The sequence below is a fragment of the Desulfuromusa kysingii genome, assembly GCF_900107645.1.
Lineage (GTDB): Bacteria > Desulfobacterota > Desulfuromonadia > Desulfuromonadales > Geopsychrobacteraceae > Desulfuromusa > Desulfuromusa kysingii.
The window spans coordinates 192,369-214,200 of sequence record NZ_FNQN01000006.1; the positions used below are offsets into that span (position 1 = coordinate 192,369).

A 21,832-nucleotide genomic window follows, 5' to 3' on the forward strand; every position below is an offset into this window, starting at 1 on the left:
GTGGGCGGTTTATTCCGTCCACTGTTTTTTTTGAGGAGTAGCAAAAATATGGATGAATCAGTTCCGATGACCATTGAAGGACACCAACGGTTGCAAGAGGAATTAAAGCAGTTGGTCAGGTTTGAACGTCCGAAAGTTGTTCAAGACATTGCTGAAGCACGAAGCCATGGTGATCTTTCTGAAAATGCAGAATATGATGCCGCTAAAGATAAGCAGGGCTTTGTCGAGGGGCGGATCAAAGAGCTGAACCATAAAATAGCCATGGCACAGGTTATTGATCCTGCAAAGATAAAAACTGACAAGATCGTATTTGGCGCTAAAGTCACTTTGATTGATGTCGATACCGATAAAGAAGTAACCTATCAGATTGTTGGTGTTGATGAAGCAGACATTAAAGTGGGTAAGATTTCCATCAGTTCTCCCGTCGGTAGGGCTCTGGTCGGCCACCGGGTCGATGAGGAAGTGAATATCAATGTCCCGTCAGGCGTCAAAGTTTACGAAGTTACGAATATTGAATATAGTTGATTGTCGCGGCACCGAAAGTGCCGTTGCATTTCAAGGGAGATTCTGAGAAAATCCAGCTAACTCGAAAGATCGTCCCCCTCGTTTCTGGAGGTTGCAATGGCTCAAAAAATCACTAAAGATATGACTTTTAACCAAGTGTTACAGATGAACCCCGCTGTTTCCAAGGTTTTTGACAAGTTTAATCTGGATTGTGGGGAATGTCTCGGTGCTTCGACTGAATCTCTGGCTCAGGGAGCTAAGGCTCACGGGCTCAATATTGATGAGATTCTTGTTGAGCTGAATGCTATCTTTAAAAACTGAGTATGGAGCATGACTCCAGATATTGCATCAACGACTCATCATCAAATACTCAACCAGAGGTTGGATATCCTCCACGGTGTTGGGCCAAGAATGCTCCCCAAGTTGCAAAAACTTGGCCTGGAGACAATTGAAGATGCCTTTTACCACCTTCCAGTCCGCTATGAAGATCGTCGCCAGCTTAAAAAAATCAATCAGTTAAATGATAACCAACAAGAAGTTTTTGTTGCAACTGTCCTTGCTTCGGGTGAGTCTACCACCACCCGAAGTCGGCGACGTATTTATGAAGTTATTGTTGGTGATGAGAGTGGCAAGATCTCTCTGAAGTGGTTTCGGTACCGCAAACCCTGGCTACAGAAACGTTTTCCCGTTGGGCAGCAGGCCATATTTATCGGTGAAGTCAAACGCTTTGCTGCCAACCGTGAGATTCATCACCCCGACGCTGAACTCATTAGCTCTGGGCAGAGCATTGAACAGTTACTGACCTCAGATCCATTGAACTTTGGCAGGATTCTCCCCGTTTATGCTCTAACTGACGGATTGACCCAAAAACAGGCCAGGAAAATCTGGTATCGACTAATTGACGAGTATGCAGCAAGCGCCTTGACTTTTATCCCTCCTGAAGTGCAGCAGAAATATTGCTTATTATCTAATGCTGAAGCCTTGAACCAAGTCCATTGGCCTGACAATCGTGTTGATTTAATGACTTTGGAAAAAGGGCAGGATCAAGCGCGGCAGTCATTGGTGTTTGATGAATTTTTCTTTCTGGAACTCGGTTTGGCACTGAAAAGGGCAGGGGTGCAGCTTGAAGAGGGGGTCGCGTTTAAGTTTGCACATAAATTTACGATACCGCTCAACAAAATGTTGCCATTTAAGCTCACAGACGCACAACGTCGGGTTTTAGGCGAAATCAAGCGTGATATGATGGCACCGGAACCGATGCACCGCTTGCTTCAGGGGGATGTTGGCAGTGGGAAAACCCTCGTTGCTCTGATGTCAGCATTGATCGCGATTGAAAACAATGCGCAGGTCGCTGTTGTTGCGCCGACAGAAATTCTCGCTGAGCAACACTATCATACATTTAAACATTGGTTTGATAAGCTCGGTTTAACCACGTGTTTGTTGCAAGGAAATATGCCTGTTGCTGCAAAACGTGAGTTGCTAAACCAGATTGCAAATGGCGCAGTTGATCTGGTTGTCGGTACCCATGCCGTTTTGCAAGAAGGGGTTGAGTTTCACTTTCTTGGCTTGGGGGTTGTTGACGAACAGCATCGTTTTGGCGTTCGCCAACGCAGTTTATTAAAACATAAGGGTGCAAATCCTGATATGTTGGTGATGACGGCAACCCCGATTCCACGAACCTTGTCCATGACCCTCTATGGCGATCTCTCTGTATCTGTTATTGACCAGTTGCCGCCCGGTCGAAAACCGGTTACGACAGAGTTATTCCGTGCGTCACAACGACATCAAGCTTACCAACGTATACACCATGAACTCGAACAGGGGAGACAGGCTTATGTCGTCTACCCACTGGTTGAAGAGTCTGAAAAAAGCGACCTGCAGGCCGCATGTGTCGCCGCTGAAACTTTGGCAGAAGAAGTTTTCCCTGATTTTAAAATCGGTTTACTCCACGGACAGATGAAAACGGCAGAAAAAGAACAGGTGATGAATCAATTCCGCCAAGGTGAGATTCAACTTCTGGTCGCAACAACGGTCATTGAAGTCGGTGTCGATGTCCCAAATGCGACAGTCATGATGATTGAACATGCTGATTGTTTTGGCCTATCACAATTGCATCAATTACGTGGCCGTGTTGGCAGGGGGGCTGACAAAAGTTACTGCTTACTTATCCCTTCAGAACATTACAGTGAAGATGCTCGACGGCGGTTACGGGTTATGGTTGAGACAGAAGATGGTTTTCGTGTCGCTGAAGCAGATCTGGAAATACGTGGTCCTGGTGACTTTCTTGGCACCCGGCAAGCAGGGTTACCGGATCTTCGCGTAGCTAATTTGTTAAAAGATGTTCGTATCCTTGAGAGAGCTCGGCAAGAAGCCTTTGACTATGTCAACAAAACAAATCAGCTTACGACTCCTGAAGCTGAACCCGTCAAACAAGAACTGATTCGGCGCTGGGGGGGAAGACTAGAATTAGCGGCGATTGGGTGATCATCATTTCTAAAAGTTAAAGCATCAAACCTTGATAAAATAGGAACTCAACTGTTAATCTATATCCAACAACTCAACGATGGGAGATAGCTATGCAAGCAATACAAGTTCATAAGTTTGGTGCTCCAGAAGTCATGCAACTTGAAGAGGTTCCTGATCTTGTTCCTGCAGAAAATCAACTACTGATAGAAGTCAAGGCGGTCGGTGTGAACCCCGTAGACACTTATATTCGGGCTGGTGTTTATCCTCTTAAGCCGGAGTTACCTTATACACCAGGAAAAGATGCTGCCGGCATAGTGACCGCGGTGGGATCTGCTGTCGTCCATAGAAAAGTTGGAGACCGCATCTACGTCTGCGGGTGTCCAACTGGTAGCTATGCACAACAACTTCTTTGTGATGAAGATCAGGCGTTTACATTGCCAGATAATATTACTTTTACCTCCGGTGCCGCACTCGGAGTGCCATATAGCACTGCGTCATTTGCACTTAATTTTCGCGCTCATGCATTGCCGGGAGAAACGCTTCTTATCCATGGCGCCAGCGGTTCAGTCGGAATAGCTGCGATTCAAATTGCAAAGGCCAATGGCTTACGCGTTATCGGGACGGCTGGCACCCAAGCCGGTTTAGACTTGATAAAGTCCCAAGGAGTTATCGCTGCTCTGAATCATAAATCCGACAACTATCTTGATGCCCTCAATGACTTAACATGCAACCAAGGAGTTGATGTCATCTTGGAAATGCTCGCTAATGTCAATCTTGACAAGGATCTCAAACTGCTTGCTAAATTTGGTAGAATTGTTGTCATTGGTAATCGTGGCCGGATTGAAATTGATCCACGCGACACGATGGGGAAAAATGCTTCTATCCATGGGATGTCATTATTTAATGCTGACACTAAAGTCATGCACCAGATCCATGCCTCAATCAAGCCAGGTCTGATTGATGGACGCTATAAACCGATCATTCATTCAGAGCTTCCTTTAGCAGAAGCAGCAAAAGCTCACGATCTGGTTATGCAAGAAGGGGTTTACGGTAAGGTTGTCCTTATTCCATAAACAGTGCGGCAAGTGGCATCGATACCTCACTAGCATTCAAGAACTAACTGTTTAGGGAGGGAACCCCTCCCTAAACAGTTCTAGTATCAAAAAATTAAATCCAATAGCCAGATTGTGAATCCTAGAAAACCGGTTGCAGCAACAAATTTCACTCCCATAAGAACTTGTTCACTCAAAGAGTATGCCTTTGGTGAATAGTCTATGTTCTGCTCAGGAGTCGGTTGTCTTTCGGTTTCTGGCAACACGAAATCACTCTTTCGCATAAAACCTCCATTGCTCGCGTTACATCTTAAGTTGATGGTAATAATACTCAAAAAATTATATTTAGATGTTGGAGCAAGGAGGGGCACGAATTGGTAACGATTGACGTTCTGCACACCGTGCGGGACGTTCAATATAATTGGGAAAGTGAGGTGTAGACACTCTGCATAAATAGAATGAATTCTGAACTAAAATTAGAGCGTCTTCAAAAAAGCTTTTGGAGGGATTATTTTTAATTGGTCGAGTGTCATTGCTGATACTAATAAAATTATCTGCTGAGACCTTAGAGAGATCAATAGCTATTAAACTATCCAGACAATATTCTTCAACAGGGGGAGGATAACCAGAAACTACAGGTAGAAGGCAAATTACGAATAGTAAAGCAATAGCATTACGATATATTTTTCTTACACTTAAAACCACTCAGCCCTCTAAAAATATTGTTCGATACTCATATTTCTTTCGCTATATATCGTATCTTGGCAGAGAATTAAAGTAAAATTGAAAAAACATCTTTTGGTTTACATAATATATATTATGCGACGTTACTTATGTAAACTAGGTTTTGGAAGTATCCATAGTGAAAAGCCCTTCTTGGGCTTAGCGATCAACAGCACCAGGACAAGCGCTCCGAAGGATTGCGCACGTTGTCTAGGTGCTGTTGTTTTAGATCGCGTTTCGCTGTGGGTACTTTTGCCTTTTCTGACAGCAAACCTTCTCCCACACAAGGTCATGCTCCGTCCCCAAGGAGTGATTGACTATGACTGAATCATCTTATCTCGATGACAATTTACGAATTCAAGAAGCTATGGAAGTTGTCCACCAGCTGCTTGAGAAAGATCTTCTTTATGAAGCTAGCTTTGTTCAGGTCTTGATCGAGGATCACGGCTTTGATGCAGAAACTGTGGTGAAATTTCTGACTGAATACGTGAATTCTCAAAAACAGCGTAATGAAAGCTCTGAGGTTGGCGCAGCCAGCCCCGAGATTTTAGGACGCTGATTTGAATCGAGTGCGTGTAAGTAATTACCGCACTCTAGTCTCAATATGAGACACCAAAAAGACCTAAAATAGCCATCAAACCCTTACTGGTACTGGATTTGATGGTTGTCGGACATTTTGAGAGGTAAATATGGCTAATTTGAAGAGCAAAAAGGATCGTTTAGAGAGAAAAATCACGTTCAGGATTGATGACGATCGAATGAAGCAGTTAGAACAATGCGCCTCATTTGAAGGCATGCCCGTTTCCTTTATCGTCCGTCATTTGGTGATCAGGTTTCTTGAAAGTCGTCGGACAGAACACATTTTGCTCAAGGGCATGGCTGGATTGGACGAGAGCTTATGACGCGCCCTTCTCTATCAGCGCCTTTTGAAGTTGATCTAGATCGAATGCTCTTGGACGAACGGCACTCGTTTAATCCGCTGTATCGCCCAGATATTGACATTCAGGTGGTCGCTGCCCGAGATGGTTACGCGCAATTGTCCGTTGTTTTGCCCGTAGAAATGGCTCGATATTTCGCTAACTTGCTGCAATCGACAGCAGGCTTGTTTCGATCCGCAGGTCATAAAGCGAAGATCAAACAGGCTTCAAGTAAACCTGTTGATCCGGTCGAACTGGAACAACAGGCAAAATATCGTCAAGATTTTTCAAATCAGGTCTGCATCCTGTTCGATGGCTTCATTGAGGAAGGGTTGACACGAAATGAAGCCATAAGCAGGACAAATTCGACGTTGAAGGAACAAAAGCACCCATGGGCAAGCTATGACCTTGTTCACCAAACTTTAAGAGAAAACCTCCGATTTCGGAAAGGGAGAAAAACCGTCAAATGATGTTTTTGTAACTACAAAAATCCATCAAAGGGATTGACGCTCCCAGCAACTAAAATTGACAGGCATTGTCCAAGGATGTAAGACATAAGGGGTCTTACGTTGTGGGTTTGGGCACCGTCTAATCTTTAACTGATTGATATCATTAGAGTAATATATATTATGCGACGTTAGATATTTAACAATCTGTAGCGGGGTCTCTCTATGACCTCGCTATTTTCTTACCTGCACCGATCCCTCAAAGTCACCCCTCTCGAAGATGGTCAAGTTCAAGTCACGGTCAATCTCCACGCTGATGACTTCATTCATTTTATCCGAATACTTGATTCCCTTATCGGCTTCGTTCGTCTCGTCAAGAACAAAGATCGAATGGCAAGGAATATCGCTGCCTATGAATCAGAGGAATCAATCAATGAACGGAAACAATATAAAGAACGCTACCACTCACGAATCGTTGAGTTGTTTGATCGCTATACTCACCAAGGCTTAGATCGCACATCAGCTATTAAGAAGATTTCTGCTGACCTACGTAAAGACAAACACCCGTGGAGTTCTCCTGATCTTGTGAGGCCTTCCCTTGTTGAAGTTGGTCGCGGTGGTCGCCCAGGTAGAGCTAAGAAAATAATGGTTCAAGACTCCCCTCGGTCAAATTAAAGGGAAAATGGCCCAACCATTTGCATCCGTGGTTGAGCCACTCATTCATCTATAATTTAGTTATTTAGGCGTTTAAAGTTAACGCGGATACTTAATGTCTAGCTCCGTTTTAATGAGTTGATATAATTGATTGTAGCCAAAATCTTGAAGTGGTTTTCCGTTGACAAAGTAACCTGGTGTTTTTTGGACATTGAGGGCTTTAACATCGGCCATGTCTTGTTCAATAATTTTTACAATTTTAGGATCATGCATATCTTTTTTGATTCGCTCGATGTTCACTCCTGCTTTGGGTAGAATGCTCCATAACCTTTCTGGTTGCCAATTGCTGTGGTTAGCCCAGATATTTTGAGACTTAAGCATCAGTTCCAAAGTTTCCCAATATTTTCCCTGCATTCGTGCGGCTTCAAGAATTTTAACAAAATTATCAGCGCCTTCATGAAATGGAGCATATCGAATTACAAGATTGATCTTCCCGGGATTGTCAGCCATGACTTTTTTAATGAACGGAGCAAAAGCCGCACATGTTTCACAAGCAGGATCCATAAACTCAACCAGAAATACTTTGGCATCATCACTGCCAAGAATCTGAGAATGATCTCTGACAAAAAGTTCAGAATTTTCTTCTGCCATGAAACCATATTTTTCAGATTGCCGGTCTTTGTAATAACTGCCAGCGACGATAAAAGTAAAAGCCAGGATGACACATGATATTCCTATCAGTCCGTACTTCATTTATTTGATCTCCTTTTCAGGATAATTAAAAAAGTGGTTAATATTGAAAATGCAAAGAATGAAAGCATCGGAATCGATACGAATCCGAACAATTCAATGTATGTTTCGGTGCAGGAAACGCCCTTTGAACAAGGCTGGATATTTTCCGGAATCATACCGGCATAGAGCAAGGTGTGGTACAAAGCGATTATTCCGCCAATAGTGCTTAAAGGTAGAGCATATTTAATAACGTTTTTATCAAAAGTTGGTAAAAGACCTACAGCGAGAATGATAACTAACGGGAACAAACAGATCCGTTGGTACCAACATAAGACACAGGGCTGATATTCTAATACATAGCTAAAAAAGATACTTATTGTGACTGAGACACTGGCCAATAACCAACATAAAAACAGTAGCAACCAGTTATTACTGGTGTTTTTTTCAGTTTGTGTCATAGAGATAATCCTCTAAAAATAGAAACATCATTAAACCTATCCTCGGACAGGTATCCACTGGTAGAAATACATCGTAATTGGACCCAAAAGACTGAACATGAGCATGATTCCGACAGCGATCAACATGATGCCGGTACCGATTTCTACAATCCTTATATATTTTTTAAAGCGATTGAAGGTGGAAAGAAATTGGTGAAAGAGTAAACCCGATAGTATAAAAGGCACTCCTAATCCCAAAGAGTAGAGTGCCAGTAAACTGATACCCTCCCCGACCTGTCCAGAAGAAGCTGCTACCATTAAAATTGATGCCAGGATGGGACCTATACATGGAGTCCAACCTGCAGCAAAGGTTATCCCAACAACAAATGTGCCGAGGAATCCGCCTGGTTTTTTATGCAACTGGACTCTTTTGTCTCCGAGTAATGAACGAAATGAGAGCAATCCAGTGATATGAACACCAAAGAGGAGAACAATGAACCCTCCGACTTTTGCGACCCAATCCAACCCTTCACGCAAATAAGCTTCGATTTGGTGTGAGGCAATTCCCGTGATAGCGCCAAGCAAAATAAAAATGAATGAAAATCCCAGTACAAAGCAGAGAGAATGAAGAAAAACCATCAGACGGACATTTCCATCGGGATGTTCATGATCGAGTTGTTTGAAAGATAGTCCAGTAATGTAAGTTAAGTAAGATGGAATCAGCGGTAACACGCAGGGAGAGGCAAATGATAAAATCCCCGCAGAAAACGCAATCCAGTAAGTAATATCCGCTGTTTGTTGTAACAAGTCAGTTATCCTTTGCTCAGGTCCTTGAGGTACGCTATAGCTTTAGAACTGGACCAGTCGAGAGAGCCAATAATTCTTTGTGCAATAGTGCCATCTTTGTTGATAATGAATGTCTCTGGAAACTTGTAGACCCCATACTTTTTTTGAACCTCCCCTTGATCATCATAAAGAACAGGAAAGGTGTAGGAGGTTTTATTTAGAAATTCAGGAACAACTGATCGACCATTTTCCTCTGTGTTAATCGCAAGCATGACAAAATCATCACCCTGCATGGCGTCATAGAGTCGCTGCATTGAGGGCATCTCTTCTATACATGGAGGACACCAGGTTGCCCAAAAGTTGATCATGACAATTTTTCCCTGTAAATCAGACAAAGAGATTTTTTGCCCTTTTGTATTTTCCAGCGTCAAGGCTGGAGCTGTATCACCGGGTGCAACGGATGTGGCGTGTGGTAGATTGGTCATGACATAACCAACAAAACCCACCAACAAGAGTAAAAAAATAGTGATAGCAAATCGCCGCATATTTGAGCCTTTCTACCTGTTTCAATAGCTAATGTCCGTTTTCCATATGATCAATCATGTTTCTGACTCGATCTGCCTCATTGCCGATAGGAGAGATTTCGAGGTATGTTGTCCATACTTCTTTCGCTTTATCCCGATCGCCCAAATCATCACGATAAACAATCCCAAGGTTAAATAACGATTGCACATGGCGTGGATCTAATGTGTTGGCTTGTTTAAAATTCTCGATAGCTTTATCAAACCATCCTAACCGGCGATACATGATCCCCTGATCCGTTAAAACATTCGCATCATGGCTATCTATTTCGAGGGCTTTGTCATAGGCCTCAATCGCTTTCATCGGCTGGTTCGAATCAAAGTAATTGTGACCAAGTTGCACCCAAGCATTACGGTTTGTCGGTTCCTTGGTTAGAAAGGCTTGAAGGTTATTTATTTTCTGTTGATAATCGATAACAGGAACGGGAGCGAATTGCTGGTTTTCAGTTCCTGTATGTTTTTTGGCATTAGTAAAAATAACTCCACTCAATATGCCAATTGCCATTGTTATGACGACCAATAAGATGGTTTCTTTTTTCATAATGGAGACACCTATTATGTTGAAATACCATTCAGATTAGAGCTAAACGACTGAATAGGTATGCATTTAAAAGCTGAATTGATCCGTTTTTACCGGATTGTAGCGTTATGGTTTTAGTGGGTGGAGAAGTCGCGCGAGGTTAATGACGAAGAATAACAGTGCGCAGGGCTGTCAAAGCCTGGGGATGAGGCAACCGTGAAGCGAGGGGTAAATGAGAAAAACTGACAATCCCTGACGCGGTCGGATTGTTGAATCTTGTCGCTATTAGGGCAATATCGCTTGTCGTAATTTTACTTAGCGGACTGGTTCGATTTGAGGAAGTAAGGACGGAAGAGCACACCGGAGAATCAATACAATCATCCTCGTCGGTACTAAAGAAGACGCTTGTCTCTGTAATTTTGTCAGCACACCGAAGCTCACTTTCTGCATGGGAAGATGCAGCCCAACATTCACCAACGGGATTTGACATCAGATGTGCAGTGCGACCTGGCTCGTGACACCAAAAAGATGCATGTGTGGTGCTGGCGCTGATCAGTAAAAAGATCAGCATAAAGGACCGAGCAATCCAAGTCGCCTGTAAGATATTTATCAACATGACTGGTGCCTTATGATAGAAACCATATCCCAAAAGATATCACAGCAACTATATATCAGCCATTATCCATGGAAGCGAGGGTCTTAGACCCTTTTCCTACTTGCGTATCTGCACAGTTTGTAGCGTAATTTATGTTGAGATCAGATCATCGATCATATCAAAGTCAAAACGTTTTTCTGCGAGAGATTTAATCAAGTCAATTTTTTCCCTATCTTCAGCAACAATCTTAGAAACGTCCTTGTTGATGGTTTGGTACAATTCTGCTGTGATCATTTTGTCCGCTCGAATATAGGGGATGTTGCTATCATCGAGAATTTGTTGACTCATCGGACTGATTGCGGTTGCTCCCGATATGACCAAGCCGACGATCAAGTCTTTATAGTGAGGCATTTTGTAAAGGTGTGACAGGGTGACAATCAGTTCGTCCCGGCTGCTAGTGAGGATGATTAAGGATGGTTCCTGGATCAGCTCTGCAACCCGTTGAGTTGATGCTGCACCGACCTGAACCTGATAGATAATTCTGTGCAATTCACGTTTATTGCCATGAAGAGGCAGACCCAATACCGATGAAATACGTCTGAGGGTTGGATTGGCAAGGATTGGCTGATAATCAAAACCTCCAATGACTTTAAACGGCTCATCTTTTAACGCCCGTGATAAGTAGTCAAGATTCCTCTCCCGTTTTTCCGGAACCAGCATATTAACGAGGATGGCTTTAACATCAACGTTTTCCTTCTCAAAAAGCAGTTGCGTCATAGCTAATCGATCGACCACGTTTCCTAAGCCGCCACCTGTAACCATGACCACCGGAGCCTGCAATAAGTTGGCTATCCGGGCATTTGAAATTTGGATAACTGAACCAACCCCTGGGTGACCAGAGCCTTCGATAAGAATAAAATCACACTTCTTTTCTAGCTCTGCACAAGCCTGAACGATCTGGTCCTGAAGGTCCTGTGGTGAAATCAAGCCATCAACAACCTTATGGGTCGTATCAGAAGAGAGGACCACTGGAGACATATATTTTAAATTTTTATTCAAACCAAATACTTGTGCCATCAGAGCGACATCTTTGTCGACAACACGCCCCTTATAGTTAACCGTCTGCCCCCCAAAGGGCTTGATATAGCCAACCCGTTCATATTTTTTGAGGGCAAGCGCCATCAAAGCAATGCTTGTGGTCGTTTTACCAGTATCTTTATCGACCGCTGCAATAAATAATTTTCTAGCCTTACTCATCCCTGTAAGCTCCTCGAGAAGATGTGCTGTTATTATGATTCACTGTTTATAGCTTTATTAGGAGGTCAAAGGCAACACCGCTGCCAATTATCGTCGCCAGTGACGAGGAACGCCATTAACCCGCGCATAAAGCTCCAAATGATCATATAGCTCATCTGCCTTCGATTTCTGCTGTCAAATAAATATGGTCTGTATGCGGAATTAAGTCACAACAAAATAATCGCTGTTAACCCCGCTTATAAAAATTTATATTGCACTTTACACATTGCCAAGCAGGCGCATCAGTTGCAAATGTACAACCTCCGAGAACAATACGACCGGCAACTAACTGCTCTTCTAATTTCATTGTAAGTGCGGGGTTGCCATAAAGAACTGTGGCAATTAACGACGAGCCACATGCAGGACATTTGCGCGGCTTTTTTCGGTACCGTTTCATGTGTATATCAGTTTGCTTGATTCTTAAATTCTTGGTTCTCTTCATTTTCTGCGTTCGTTTTTATCGGCTCTTTTTCTTTGGCTTCTTTGACAACCATTTTTAGCCATTTAATCTCTGCGGGTTCAAAGAATTTTTGTAGTTCTGTCCCATAATTCAATGCCCAGTAAATATTAGGTGAAGACATTTCGACGATCCCATGACCGGAAACTGCAAGGTATTTGGCGTCTTCATTGGCCCAATCGGTCAGCCGGCTAATGGTGTCAAATAACATCAGGTAGGTTTTATCGTTAGCCTCAACCAAAAGGGGTGGCGCCCCCTCCTCCTGTACCGAACTCCCCTCCTCTGCTAGGATTGGAATATAGAATAGAGAGTTAAGAAACAACTCGTAAAACACCGCCTGTTTTTTTGCATCTTGGTTACAAAGCTGGATAGCGTCATCAATTTTCGTCATGAATTGTTCCTTGGGGAATGTTGATGAATTCTTCATAACGTGACCAACTTGGGCACTAACCCTTAATACATTGCAGAAATGAAGTTCATCAATTCACTAAATGGTTAAGTCGTCCTCAGCGGTTTTGAACGATGGTACAATCTTAGGTCATGATTCGTCCAGACGAAAAGAACAGCAATATGCAAACCGCTCTAAGAGAGCAAAACGGACTCTTTACTTCGAGGGATGATGTGTTGGCACTAAATCCACCGGGGCTGAGCAAATTCTATTACGTGATCTTTCGCTGGATTTTTTTGTCGCAACGGCTTACGGAACCGCTACAGTGGCACATACCGGTGAGTTGATGTTTGCCGTTTTTGGGCCTGGATTTGCAAAAATTTATAACCAGAACGGCTGAGGCAAAAATGATGAAAGTCAGTGTCAGGGTTGCTAGATAAGTCGTCATAATTTCTCATGCTCCAAAATCGTCAAAGAGGATATTTTCTTTTTCCACACCGAGGTTATCCAGCATCTCTAAAACGGCCTGAGCCATCATTGGGGGACCGCAGAGATAATAGACAATATCTTCAGGTGCCGGATGGTCTTTAAGATAGTTGTCATAGAGAACTTGGTGAACAAAGCCTGTAGCGCCGCTCCAGTTTCCCTCTGGATCAGGATCTGAAAGCGCCACATGAAATGAGAAGTTTTCGTGTTCTCTGGCTAACTGTTCAAAATCTTCAGTATAGAATAGCTCTTTTTTGCTTCTTCCGCCGTACCAGAAGCTGACCAAACGTTCGGTTTTGAGGGTTTTGAAAAGTTCAAAAATATGACTGCGTAGGGGAGCCATTCCAGCGCCACCACCAATGAAGACCATCTCGGCATCGCTCTGTTCCAGATAAAATTCGCCGTATGGTCCTGAAATGGTGACTTCATCACCTTCTTTCAGGTTGAAGATATATGACGATACCTGTCCAGGTGGTGGTGAAGTTTTGTCACCAGGTGGTGGCGAAGCGATGCGGACATTAAGCATGATAATGCCCTTTTCACCGGGATAATTGGCCATGGAATAGGCCCGTGTCACCGGAGTGTGAACGTGAGATTTATATTGGAACATCCTGAACTTTGTCCAATCGGCGAGAAAGCGCTCGTCTATATCAAAATTAGCATAAGACACGGTGTGCGACGGCACTTCGATCTGGATGTAACCCCCCGATTTAAAATCTATATTCTCCCCTTCTGGAACCTCTAGGACCAACTCTTTGATAAACGTGGCCACATTTCGATTTGACTTGACATGGCACAGCCACTTTTTCGTTTCCAGAACTTCTGGATTAACTTTGATTTTAAGGTTGCGCTTGACAGGAACTTGACAGGCCAGACGGACGCCGTTTCTAGCATCACGATTGTTGATTCTGGATTTTTCAGTAGGTAGAATAGCACCACCGCCAGATTCGACCGTGACTAGACATTGGGCGCAACTTCCACCACCGCCACAGGCCGAAGGCAGATATATGTGCTGATCGGCCAGAGCCGTTAACAACTTGCCACCGGGAACAGTGGTCAGTTCCTGGCTGTCATTGATGCTGATTGTTATGTCGCCTTCGGGCAGGAGCTTTTTCTTGGTAACAGTAATAAGTACTACCAGAATAAATTGAATAACAAGGAAGCATCCGGTACCGAATATTATTTCATTCATCCCGTCTCTCCATCAGCCATTATAGACCCGCGAGTCCCATAAATGCTATGGCCATCAGCCCAGCAGATACAAAGGTCAGTCCAAGGCCCCGTAAACCGGGGGGCGGATTGGCGTATTCCAACTTTTCCCGAATTCCAGCCAGCGCAACGACGGCCAGGAAAAACCCCCCACCGGCACCGATGCCGTAAGCCACACTTTCAGTAAAAGTATAATTACGTTCAACCATAAATAAAGAAGCACCGAGGATGGCGCAGTTGACCGTTAATAGCGGCAGGAATATCCCTAGCGTGTTGTAGAGGGTTGGGATAAAACGGTCAAGAACCATTTCCAGAATCTGAACAGTGGCAGCGATGATGGCGATATAAGTGAGCAGACCCAGGAACGTCAGATCAATATCGCCAAAGCCCGCCCAGGCAAAGGCACCCGGCTTGAGTAGATAATTCAGAATGAGGTTGTTGAGCGGGACGGTGATAATCTGCAGCACCAGTACGGCGCTGCCCAGACCCACGGCAGCTTTAACCTGCTTTGAAATGGCGAGAAAGGTACACATGCCCAGAAAAAAACTCAAAGGCAGATTTTCCATAAATATGGAGCGAATAATTATGTCGAAATGATGTCCCATCACTGTTTTTCCTGCTGTTGGGGATCAAGCGTTCGAATGATCCAGATAATCGTAGCGATGATGAAAAACCCACTGGCTGGAAGCACCAGCATGCCGTTTCTGATATACCAACCACCATTGGTAGTAAGTTGCAGGATCTCAACGCCGAATAGCGTTCCAGATCCGAAAAGCTCGCGAATGAAAGCGACCAGCATCAGGATCAAGCTGTAGCCTAAACCATTGCCAATACCGTCCATGAAGCTGGCTACGGGCGGGTTGCTCATAGCGAACCCTTCGGCCCGACCCATGACGATACAATTGGTGATAATCAGCCCTACAAAAATAGAGAGTTGTTTCGAGAGTTCAAAGAAAAAGGCTTTAAGAATCTCATCCACAAGAATAACCAAAGTGGCAATAATGGTGATCTGGATGCCAATGCGTACACTGTTGGGGATCTGAAAGCGGACGATACTGATGGTCAGACTGGAAAAAGCCGTCACCAGTGTCAAGCAAATAGACATAACCAACGCCGTCGACAGTTGCCCCGTGACTGCCAAGGCCGAGCAAATGCCGAGGACCAATAAAGCGATAGGGTTCCGTTTCAGTATTGAATTTGTCAGCAGTTCTCTATTTGTCTCAGCCATCGATCCTTCCTCCCTTGTCTCTTAGCCGGGTCAGAAATGGTTTAAAACCGAGCTCGCCAAACCAGAAGGAGATGATATTATCAACGCCTTGGGTAGTGAGGGTCGCTCCCGACAAGCCGTCCACATGATAGATCATTTCAACCTGATCTTTTTTCTGATTGACGTGGAGGGCTTCTTCATTGGATTGATTGTAGATTTTTTTACCTTGCCAGCCCGATTGCCAGCGGCGGTTTTCTATTTCTCCGCCAAGCCCTGGCGTTTCACCGTGTTCGTAAAAGGAAATCCCGCTGACAGTGCTCATATCGCCCTCAATGGCTATATAGCCGTAGAGAGTGGACCAAAGGCCCTTCCCCCTTACAGGCAGGATGACTTGCCGCACAGTGTTATCATCCATGACGAGATAGACACGGGAGTATCTCTCCAGCCGCCGAATTCCGACAATATCTTCTGCCTTTGAAAGCGACTGGCCTAACTCCTCACTCATGGCAGCCTTGAGCTGATCAAATCCTTCTGGGGAAACGGTTGTAGCAGAAACGAAATCGCCGCTTTTTAGATCAATAATCCTCGTCTCTATATTGCCGAAGAGATCTTCTACGCTTTTGGTGCTGTCGTAGAGCCCTGCAGCGACCAGAATATTCATTCTTCGATCCTGTAACTTGTTTTTTTCCTGTAATGGGCGTAAGCCCACTGCCGCTCCACCGACGAGAATTGAGCAGAAAAAGGCCAAAACCAGGACCGAATAAAAAGGCTTATAAGCAGTTATGTCAGCCATGACGCAGCTTTCTCCTCTTGACGTTGGCCTGGATGACAAAATAGTCAAACAGCGGAGCGAAGACGTTTCCAAGTAGAATTGCCAGCATCACGCCCTCTGGATATGCTGGATTCGCAACTCGGATAAGAATGGCGAGCACACCGATGAGAAGGCCGTACATCCACTGCCCCTGCGGTGTGTGAGCCGCGGAAACCGGGTCGGTAGCCATAAAGACCAGACCGAAGGCAAAGCCGCCAAGGACCAGGTGATAATGGACTGGTATGCCGTTAAATGGATTTGCCGGATCAGCCAGAAAAAAGAACAGCAGACTGGAGATCACGCCGCCGATCAGCATGGAGGTCATTATCCGCCAGGAAGCGATGCCAGTAACAAGCAGAAGTAGCGCGCCAAAGAGACAGGCGAGCACCGAAGTTTCTCCCATTGATCCGGGGATAGTGCCAATAAATGCCTGAGCCCAGGTGAAATCGACATTTTGCATGGCTTGACTCGCTGAAACGGCTTCACTGATCTGAGCCAGAGGAGTCGCAGAGGTAAAACCGTCAACGGCAACCCATACCTCATTCCCTGACATCTGGGCGGGGTACGCGAAATAGATAAAGGCCCGAGCGACGAGTGCGGGGTTCATGAAATTTAAGCCGACGCCACCAAACGCTTCCTTGGCAAAGACAACGCCAAAGCTGATCCCCACCGCGGCCTGCCATAGCGGTATCGTCGGTGGCAAGGTCAAAGTAAAAAGCAAGCTGGTGACGAGAAAAGCCTCTGATATTTCATGACCCCGGATAAGGTTGAACAGGCCCTCCCAAATGCTGCCAACGACCAAAACGACAAGATAGATAGGGAGAAAGTAGAGAGCGCCGTGGACAAAGTTGGCAATAAAGCTCTCAGGTGAACAGCCGATAATGCTCATAATTTCCCCCCTCCATCCGGATGGAGAGGTGATGTTCAGAGACTGGAGGGCGAGGTTCGTCTGATAGCCGGTGTTCCACATGGCCATAAAAGTACAGGGGATAAGAGCAATGATCACGATGATCATAATGCGCTTGAAATCAATGGCGTCACGGACATGAGGTGCCGTGTCTGTTGTTCCGCTCGCCCCGAACAAAAATGAGTCGGTAGCTTCAAAGAGCGGGTAAAGCTTTTCCAGTTTGCCATCTTTGCGGAATAACGGTTCTATTTTTTGAAAGAAACGATCGAGTATTTTCATCATTAGCCCTCCAGCTCTATTTCTGTGAGGACCCGACGTAACATGGGGCCGAATTCGCTTTTCCCTGGGCAGACAAAGGAAAGCAAGGCTAAATCTTCTTCGATCAGTTCCAAGGCACCAAGATTGCGCGCCTTTTCAGTGTCACCCACGGCTATGCTTTTCAAAATGGCGAGTGGAATAATGTCAAGCGGCATGACTTTGTCATAACTGTCCACAGGAAAAATGACTCGTTTGCCACCCCAGAGGGCCGTGTTCATGGCAAATTTACGTGCTTTATGTAGTGCTGAACTGAAAACTGGAAGCATGGAAAATCGGCGTCCTCCAAGGCTTACCCAGCTGAAAAGGCCACGACTACTGCCTTCATGGAGTACCGCTATCTGGTGATGGTACCTGCCGAGATAACGGTGATAACCGTCAACCTCACGACCGTCAAGGATTGAGCCGGAGATGATTCTGACGGGTGTGGTGACAAGTTCGTCACGGCATATCTCATCGATGTTGGCGCCAATGCGTGTTTTGATGAGTCGAGGATTTTTTACCGCCGGGCCACCAAGGGCAATAATTTTCTCTGTTAGCAGATGGCCGGTTTGAAACAGATGGCCGATAGCGATGACATCCTGATAGTCTAAATGCCAGACGACACGGGTCTCTGAGGCTTGATCGATCATGTGAATGTGGGTGGATGGTAACCCTGCCGGGTGTGGTCCGGAAAACTGCGCAACCTCGATCCCCGGAGGTAATTGAAGATCAACACTCGAACCGGCTCTGAGACACAGATATGTCGGCTGATCATGCATTTGGTCAAGAATAGTGAGGCCGGTGGAAAATTCCTTTTTGTAACAAGCGATGATGACATCTGGGTCAGGACTAAGGGGGCGGCTCTCCATGGCGGTGATAAATAGAGAAGCCGGTGATGATGCAAGGTCGGGCACCTTGCCGAAGGGCCGTGTCCTGAATGCGTTCCATACTCCTGACTCCTGGAGTATAGAGCGGATTTCTCCGCTTGCGTAATTTTCAGTGGATTTTTCCTGGGGGTTAAGGAAGGAGATGTAATCATCTTCTTCAATTTCAATGACCACGGATTCAAATTTTCTTTTAGCACCGCGGTTAATTGAAAGGACTGTTCCCGTTGCCGGGGATGTATATCTGATCCCTTTGGTTTTCTTGTCGACAAAAAGAAGCTGCCCGGTCTTGACTCTCTCCCCTTCAGCGACTTCCATCGTCGGTTTCATACCGATATAGTCATCACCGCTCAACGCGACCCTGTCCACGGGTCTGGTCTCTTCTACGACCTGCCGTGGTTCGCCCGTCACCGGGACGTCAAGTCCCTTTTTGAAAGCAAATGTTTTCATCGTCTATGAAAAATCCTTCGCTGAATAAGTTGAGTTAGTTATTTCTGTTTAGAACTCCTCACTGGCTGATAATGATCCCCTAATCGACGAGGACTAGAGATGAATCTTTTAGGCTTATGTCACGAGTCAAAAAAACACTAAAATCAAATATTGTTATGATTATTGTGTAAATGGTCGGTAGAAGGCAAGAACAAATCTGTATCCTGTGGGGCAAAAGTGATAGGACGCAAAGTTGCGAATGGATAACCAGGGGCATCATAGGTCCTAGCCAAGTCGATTAACATCGAGGTGATTAGTCATAAATTGATCCTTAAAGTGCGATCTGCAATGCTGTCATCCTTGTCATGAAAATTTAATTTTCAAATCTGTGAAACCAAAGTTTAATAAATTTTTGTCAACAGGTTCATTTGAATCAAATCCCGCAGAGAGGGTCTTAAGGTTATTCCCAGCGATCCCCCTGTTTTCGATGTAATTCGATGTCCATAGACTCCACCCGCCCGCGATCACTGATAAAAGAACTAAGCCCCCAACTGACCAAGCTGATAATCAGTGAACCAAGAAGTGCCGCACCAAAACCATCCACATGCAGACCACCAATAACACCAGACGTCATCATCAGCAGAAAAGCATTGATCACAAAAGTGAAGAGGCCAAGGCTTAGGATGTTGATCGGTAAGGTAAGAATGATCAAAATCGGTCGGAAAAACGCATTAAGAATGCCCAAAACCAGAGCAGCAAACAGTGCAGACCCGAAACCATTCACTTCAATTCCGGGAAACAGGTAGGCGGACACCATAATTGCCGCTGAAAGAATAAACCATCTGAGAAACAGACCGGACATGAAAACTCCTTATTAAGGATTAAATGGAATTTAAAAAATTCTATCAGATTGGCTTCCATTTTGCTGCTCTTTTAAAAAAATGTTGAGAAAATATCTCAATAATATGAAATCTTAATTTTTTGAAATGGTCGAAAGGGATTATCTTTAGGATAGACTACTATCTGCTTGAAAGTACAAATCAGTGCTCAGATTCATGGGCTGAGATCTTGTCGATCAATAGTGTTTTGCGAGTGAGTGAGAGGCTTCAAATATCATGCGGATACCTGAAGTGAGCCCCGCCCGTTCGGGGAGAGGCTCACTTGTCTGTAATGAGTTAAAAGTGATAATTCCCCTACTTTATGTGACTTTCAACTCTATTATAGATAAACTCTAACATTTTAGGAACTTTAAGAATCTTCAGATAGGTTTTATCATTGTCGTCTGCCACATACGAAGCACTATAATATTCATCAATCTCTGGTGCATTTGGGTATTCGACGATAGTAGGCGAATCGAATGTAACATCAGCTGTCCCTGTCGGAATCCCTTCGCTGGTAAAATCAACGATCATTGGCATTTCATCCTCTTCAGACAAAAGTGTCACCGTTTGATCATCGTTGTAAGTCAAAGAGGTTGTTTGATTGTCCGTGTCATCCTCATCAGTTTCTACGGATACAAGTTGCCCACTATCGTCATAGGTAAAGGTATTGCTCTGTCTGAAAGTCTCACTGCCATCTTCGAAGTTAACTTCTACTGTTTTTGTTAAAATTCCGTCCGAGTAGGTCACTATATTTGTTTCCGTACGTGTCGATGAAAGCTCTCCCCCAGGATAATCCTTTTCTTCATGGGTGTAGACCGTCAGGTAGCCGGCGTCATTGTATGAATATTCGTCACTCCAATATTGAGAGGTTCCTTCAAAAACACCGTCGTTGTCAGCATCCAAGAGATTTTCGTAGCTGTGCATAGCGAGATTGCCACTATCTGCATATGTATAGCTGTTGATGTCTCCATAATGTGAGGACAGTGTTTCGTTAATAGGATCTGGATAGGAGTATTGCTCTGTGGATGACATGGTCAATAAACCCTGTTCATTGTATTCCCAAGCCTGGTAATAGTGCCTCAAATAGTCAATTGTTTCGTCATTATCGTTGCTATAAGAATATGTTTCTGAGTCAGTGAGCAGACGACCAGCACTGTCATAGATATAGGTATGGAGACTAAATGTGTCGTACCCTTCAACGTTGTCATAAACATCAGTTGATGTCTTTTTAGAGATGAGTTGTTTTTTATCATTGTAGGTGAAATCAATCTGATAGATATCTTCGTCACTTTTATCAACAATAGTCTGCATTTTTAAGCCATCAGCGTAACTATGGGTGTAGCTGTCTTCCTTTGTTACATCTCCATCAGCAGTCACGATGTGAGAGATCAGGTTTCCATAGCTGTCATACTCGAAGGTGTGGACTGTGGTAGAACTGGTGTCGTCAATTTCGGTATGAATAAAACTGGTGATATCTTCGGCACTATTGTAGGTGAAGGTGTAAGTATCGGTTGTAATCCCATCGTTCACCTCGGTCTGCTTCAAAGGCAGGCCGGAAGGAGTATAACTGTAATGGGATTCTTCTTGAATACTGGGTGTTGTGTCCATGACACCCGTTTCTTCGTCGGAATAATACCACTCTTGAATTAAGGAGGTGATTGCGCCAAAATTGCTGCTTAAAGCTGACTCTTGAGCAACCGGTGCCAAGTTGTTGTCATACAATATGGATGTTCCCGTAATTGCTGGATCGTATGTGTAGCTTTGGACGAAGCGTGTATCAGGAACAGGGTCGCCATCGTTATCAGCATAGCTGGTTTCTTCGATTACTTGACCAATAACCTGCATCGCCGAATTGTATTCAAAGCTCTGAATGTATGTGTCCCCTTTTGTTGTTGTGGTTGCTATGCTATCGGCCCCATAAGGATATTGTGATGCTGTTATTTCGTGGTTTGAACTACTCCCACCACACCCTGATAAGACCAGTGGTAGCAGAATAAGCATTACCAGAAAATAGCTGTAGTGGCTGTAACATCGTTGTTTCATTAGACGTTCTCCTTATGATTCGTGTGGTTGAATGAATGGTCATATTTGCGTACGATTCTGATGGGATATAATTTCGAAGCATGACCTTATTCTTGTAGCAACAAGCCAACAAGATTTGCGGCAT

General features: G+C 44.5%; 24 protein-coding genes. 8 read left to right on the forward strand and 16 right to left on the reverse strand.

The genetic code is table 11. The annotated features are described in order from the left end of the window. The first annotated feature begins 48 nt into the window (after nucleotides 1-48). The 4 genes from greA (at nucleotide 49) to BLU87_RS11190 (ending at nucleotide 4,043) form a co-directional block, all read left to right on the forward strand. Complete coding sequence (gene greA, locus BLU87_RS11175; protein WP_092348314.1) at nucleotides 49-525, forward strand: transcription elongation factor GreA; 477 nt, start codon at nucleotides 49-51, stop codon at nucleotides 523-525. Nucleotides 526-621: 96 nt separating this feature from the next. Further along, nucleotides 622-825 carry a DUF1858 domain-containing protein gene (locus BLU87_RS11180; RefSeq protein ID WP_092348316.1) on the forward strand — a complete coding sequence of 68 codons (204 nt, stop codon included), beginning with the start codon at nucleotides 622-624 and terminating at the stop codon, nucleotides 823-825. A 9-nt stretch (nucleotides 826-834) separates the two neighbouring features. Next, nucleotides 835-2,988: an ATP-dependent DNA helicase RecG gene (gene recG / locus BLU87_RS11185; RefSeq protein WP_092348318.1), complete on the forward strand. Its 2,154-nt coding sequence runs from the start codon at nucleotides 835-837 to the stop codon at nucleotides 2,986-2,988. 92 nt (nucleotides 2,989-3,080) lie between these two features. Further along, the gene (locus BLU87_RS11190; protein ID WP_092348320.1) at nucleotides 3,081-4,043 is read left to right on the forward strand and encodes an NADPH:quinone reductase; all 963 of its coding nucleotides are present in this window, start codon (nucleotides 3,081-3,083) and stop codon (nucleotides 4,041-4,043) included. Between the two features lie 86 nt (nucleotides 4,044-4,129). Here the strand turns inward: BLU87_RS11190 and BLU87_RS17325 are convergent, their stop codons facing one another. After that, the gene (locus BLU87_RS17325; protein WP_175498362.1) at nucleotides 4,130-4,306 is read right to left on the reverse strand and encodes a hypothetical protein; all 177 of its coding nucleotides are present in this window, start codon (nucleotides 4,304-4,306) and stop codon (nucleotides 4,130-4,132) included. A gap of 758 nt (nucleotides 4,307-5,064) precedes the next feature. Here BLU87_RS17325 and BLU87_RS11195 point away from each other — a divergent pair. The 4 genes from BLU87_RS11195 to BLU87_RS11210 all read left to right on the forward strand — a co-directional run bounded on the left by BLU87_RS11195 (nucleotide 5,065) and on the right by BLU87_RS11210 (nucleotide 6,783). Further along, the gene (locus BLU87_RS11195) at nucleotides 5,065-5,304 is read left to right on the forward strand and encodes a hypothetical protein (protein WP_092348322.1); all 240 of its coding nucleotides are present in this window, start codon (nucleotides 5,065-5,067) and stop codon (nucleotides 5,302-5,304) included. Nucleotides 5,305-5,434: 130 nt separating this feature from the next. After that, nucleotides 5,435-5,647, forward strand: a complete 213-nt coding sequence (locus tag BLU87_RS11200) for a hypothetical protein (RefSeq protein WP_092348324.1) — start codon at nucleotides 5,435-5,437, stop codon at nucleotides 5,645-5,647. Continuing rightward, nucleotides 5,644-6,132: a hypothetical protein gene (locus BLU87_RS11205; RefSeq protein ID WP_092348326.1), complete on the forward strand. Its 489-nt coding sequence runs from the start codon at nucleotides 5,644-5,646 to the stop codon at nucleotides 6,130-6,132. The genes BLU87_RS11200 and BLU87_RS11205 overlap by 4 nt, the downstream gene beginning before the upstream one ends. 201 nt (nucleotides 6,133-6,333) lie before the next feature. Beyond that, a complete protein-coding gene (locus tag BLU87_RS11210; RefSeq protein ID WP_092348328.1) occupies nucleotides 6,334-6,783 on the forward strand; it encodes a hypothetical protein in 450 nt (149 codons plus the stop codon). A gap of 78 nt (nucleotides 6,784-6,861) precedes the next feature. Here BLU87_RS11210 and BLU87_RS11215 read toward each other — a convergent pair whose 3' ends face one another. The 15 genes from BLU87_RS11215 to BLU87_RS11290 all read right to left on the reverse strand — a co-directional run bounded on the left by BLU87_RS11215 (nucleotide 6,862) and on the right by BLU87_RS11290 (nucleotide 21,708). After that, nucleotides 6,862-7,515: a DsbA family protein gene (locus BLU87_RS11215; RefSeq protein ID WP_217637499.1), complete on the reverse strand. Its 654-nt coding sequence runs from the start codon at nucleotides 7,513-7,515 to the stop codon at nucleotides 6,862-6,864. Beyond that, nucleotides 7,512-7,952 carry a disulfide bond formation protein B gene (locus BLU87_RS11220; protein ID WP_092348333.1) on the reverse strand — a complete coding sequence of 147 codons (441 nt, stop codon included), beginning with the start codon at nucleotides 7,950-7,952 and terminating at the stop codon, nucleotides 7,512-7,514. The genes BLU87_RS11215 and BLU87_RS11220 overlap by 4 nt, the downstream gene beginning before the upstream one ends. 36 nt (nucleotides 7,953-7,988) lie before the next feature. After that, complete coding sequence (locus BLU87_RS11225; RefSeq protein WP_092348334.1) at nucleotides 7,989-8,738, reverse strand: cytochrome c biogenesis CcdA family protein; 750 nt, start codon at nucleotides 8,736-8,738, stop codon at nucleotides 7,989-7,991. A gap of 5 nt (nucleotides 8,739-8,743) precedes the next feature. Next, on the reverse strand, nucleotides 8,744-9,262 hold the full coding sequence (locus BLU87_RS11230; RefSeq protein WP_092348335.1) for a TlpA disulfide reductase family protein: 519 nt from the start codon (nucleotides 9,260-9,262) through the stop codon (nucleotides 8,744-8,746). A gap of 28 nt (nucleotides 9,263-9,290) precedes the next feature. Continuing rightward, complete coding sequence (locus BLU87_RS11235; RefSeq protein WP_092348337.1) at nucleotides 9,291-9,839, reverse strand: tetratricopeptide repeat protein; 549 nt, start codon at nucleotides 9,837-9,839, stop codon at nucleotides 9,291-9,293. A gap of 724 nt (nucleotides 9,840-10,563) precedes the next feature. Continuing rightward, nucleotides 10,564-11,670 (reverse strand): AAA family ATPase, encoded by a 1,107-nt coding sequence (locus BLU87_RS11245; RefSeq protein WP_092348341.1) that lies wholly within the window; start codon nucleotides 11,668-11,670, stop codon nucleotides 10,564-10,566. Between the two features lie 443 nt (nucleotides 11,671-12,113). Further along, nucleotides 12,114-12,557 carry an SseB family protein gene (locus tag BLU87_RS11250; RefSeq protein WP_175498363.1) on the reverse strand — a complete coding sequence of 148 codons (444 nt, stop codon included), beginning with the start codon at nucleotides 12,555-12,557 and terminating at the stop codon, nucleotides 12,114-12,116. A 451-nt stretch (nucleotides 12,558-13,008) separates the two neighbouring features. After that, on the reverse strand, nucleotides 13,009-14,232 hold the full coding sequence (gene nqrF / locus BLU87_RS11255; protein ID WP_092348348.1) for an NADH:ubiquinone reductase (Na(+)-transporting) subunit F: 1,224 nt from the start codon (nucleotides 14,230-14,232) through the stop codon (nucleotides 13,009-13,011). Nucleotides 14,233-14,251: 19 nt separating this feature from the next. Next, a complete protein-coding gene (gene nqrE, locus BLU87_RS11260) occupies nucleotides 14,252-14,854 on the reverse strand; it encodes an NADH:ubiquinone reductase (Na(+)-transporting) subunit E (RefSeq protein ID WP_092348359.1) in 603 nt (200 codons plus the stop codon). After that, nucleotides 14,854-15,477 (reverse strand): NADH:ubiquinone reductase (Na(+)-transporting) subunit D, encoded by a 624-nt coding sequence (locus BLU87_RS11265; RefSeq protein ID WP_092348362.1) that lies wholly within the window; start codon nucleotides 15,475-15,477, stop codon nucleotides 14,854-14,856. The genes nqrE and BLU87_RS11265 overlap by 1 nt, the downstream gene beginning before the upstream one ends. Beyond that, a complete protein-coding gene (locus BLU87_RS11270) occupies nucleotides 15,470-16,249 on the reverse strand; it encodes a Na(+)-translocating NADH-quinone reductase subunit C (RefSeq protein WP_092348365.1) in 780 nt (259 codons plus the stop codon). Before BLU87_RS11270 ends, BLU87_RS11265 begins: the two co-directional genes overlap by 8 nt. Then, entirely contained in the window at nucleotides 16,242-17,453 is a 1,212-nt protein-coding gene (locus tag BLU87_RS11275) for an NADH:ubiquinone reductase (Na(+)-transporting) subunit B (protein ID WP_092348525.1), read from the reverse strand. The genes BLU87_RS11270 and BLU87_RS11275 overlap by 8 nt, the downstream gene beginning before the upstream one ends. 2 nt (nucleotides 17,454-17,455) lie before the next feature. After that, the gene (locus BLU87_RS11280; protein ID WP_092348369.1) at nucleotides 17,456-18,805 is read right to left on the reverse strand and encodes a Na(+)-translocating NADH-quinone reductase subunit A; all 1,350 of its coding nucleotides are present in this window, start codon (nucleotides 18,803-18,805) and stop codon (nucleotides 17,456-17,458) included. 439 nt (nucleotides 18,806-19,244) lie between these two features. Next, nucleotides 19,245-19,646, reverse strand: a complete 402-nt coding sequence (locus BLU87_RS11285) for a phage holin family protein (RefSeq protein ID WP_092348371.1) — start codon at nucleotides 19,644-19,646, stop codon at nucleotides 19,245-19,247. 331 nt (nucleotides 19,647-19,977) lie between these two features. Then, nucleotides 19,978-21,708: an RHS repeat domain-containing protein gene (locus BLU87_RS11290; RefSeq protein WP_092348373.1), complete on the reverse strand. Its 1,731-nt coding sequence runs from the start codon at nucleotides 21,706-21,708 to the stop codon at nucleotides 19,978-19,980. Nucleotides 21,709-21,832 lie beyond the last annotated feature (124 nt).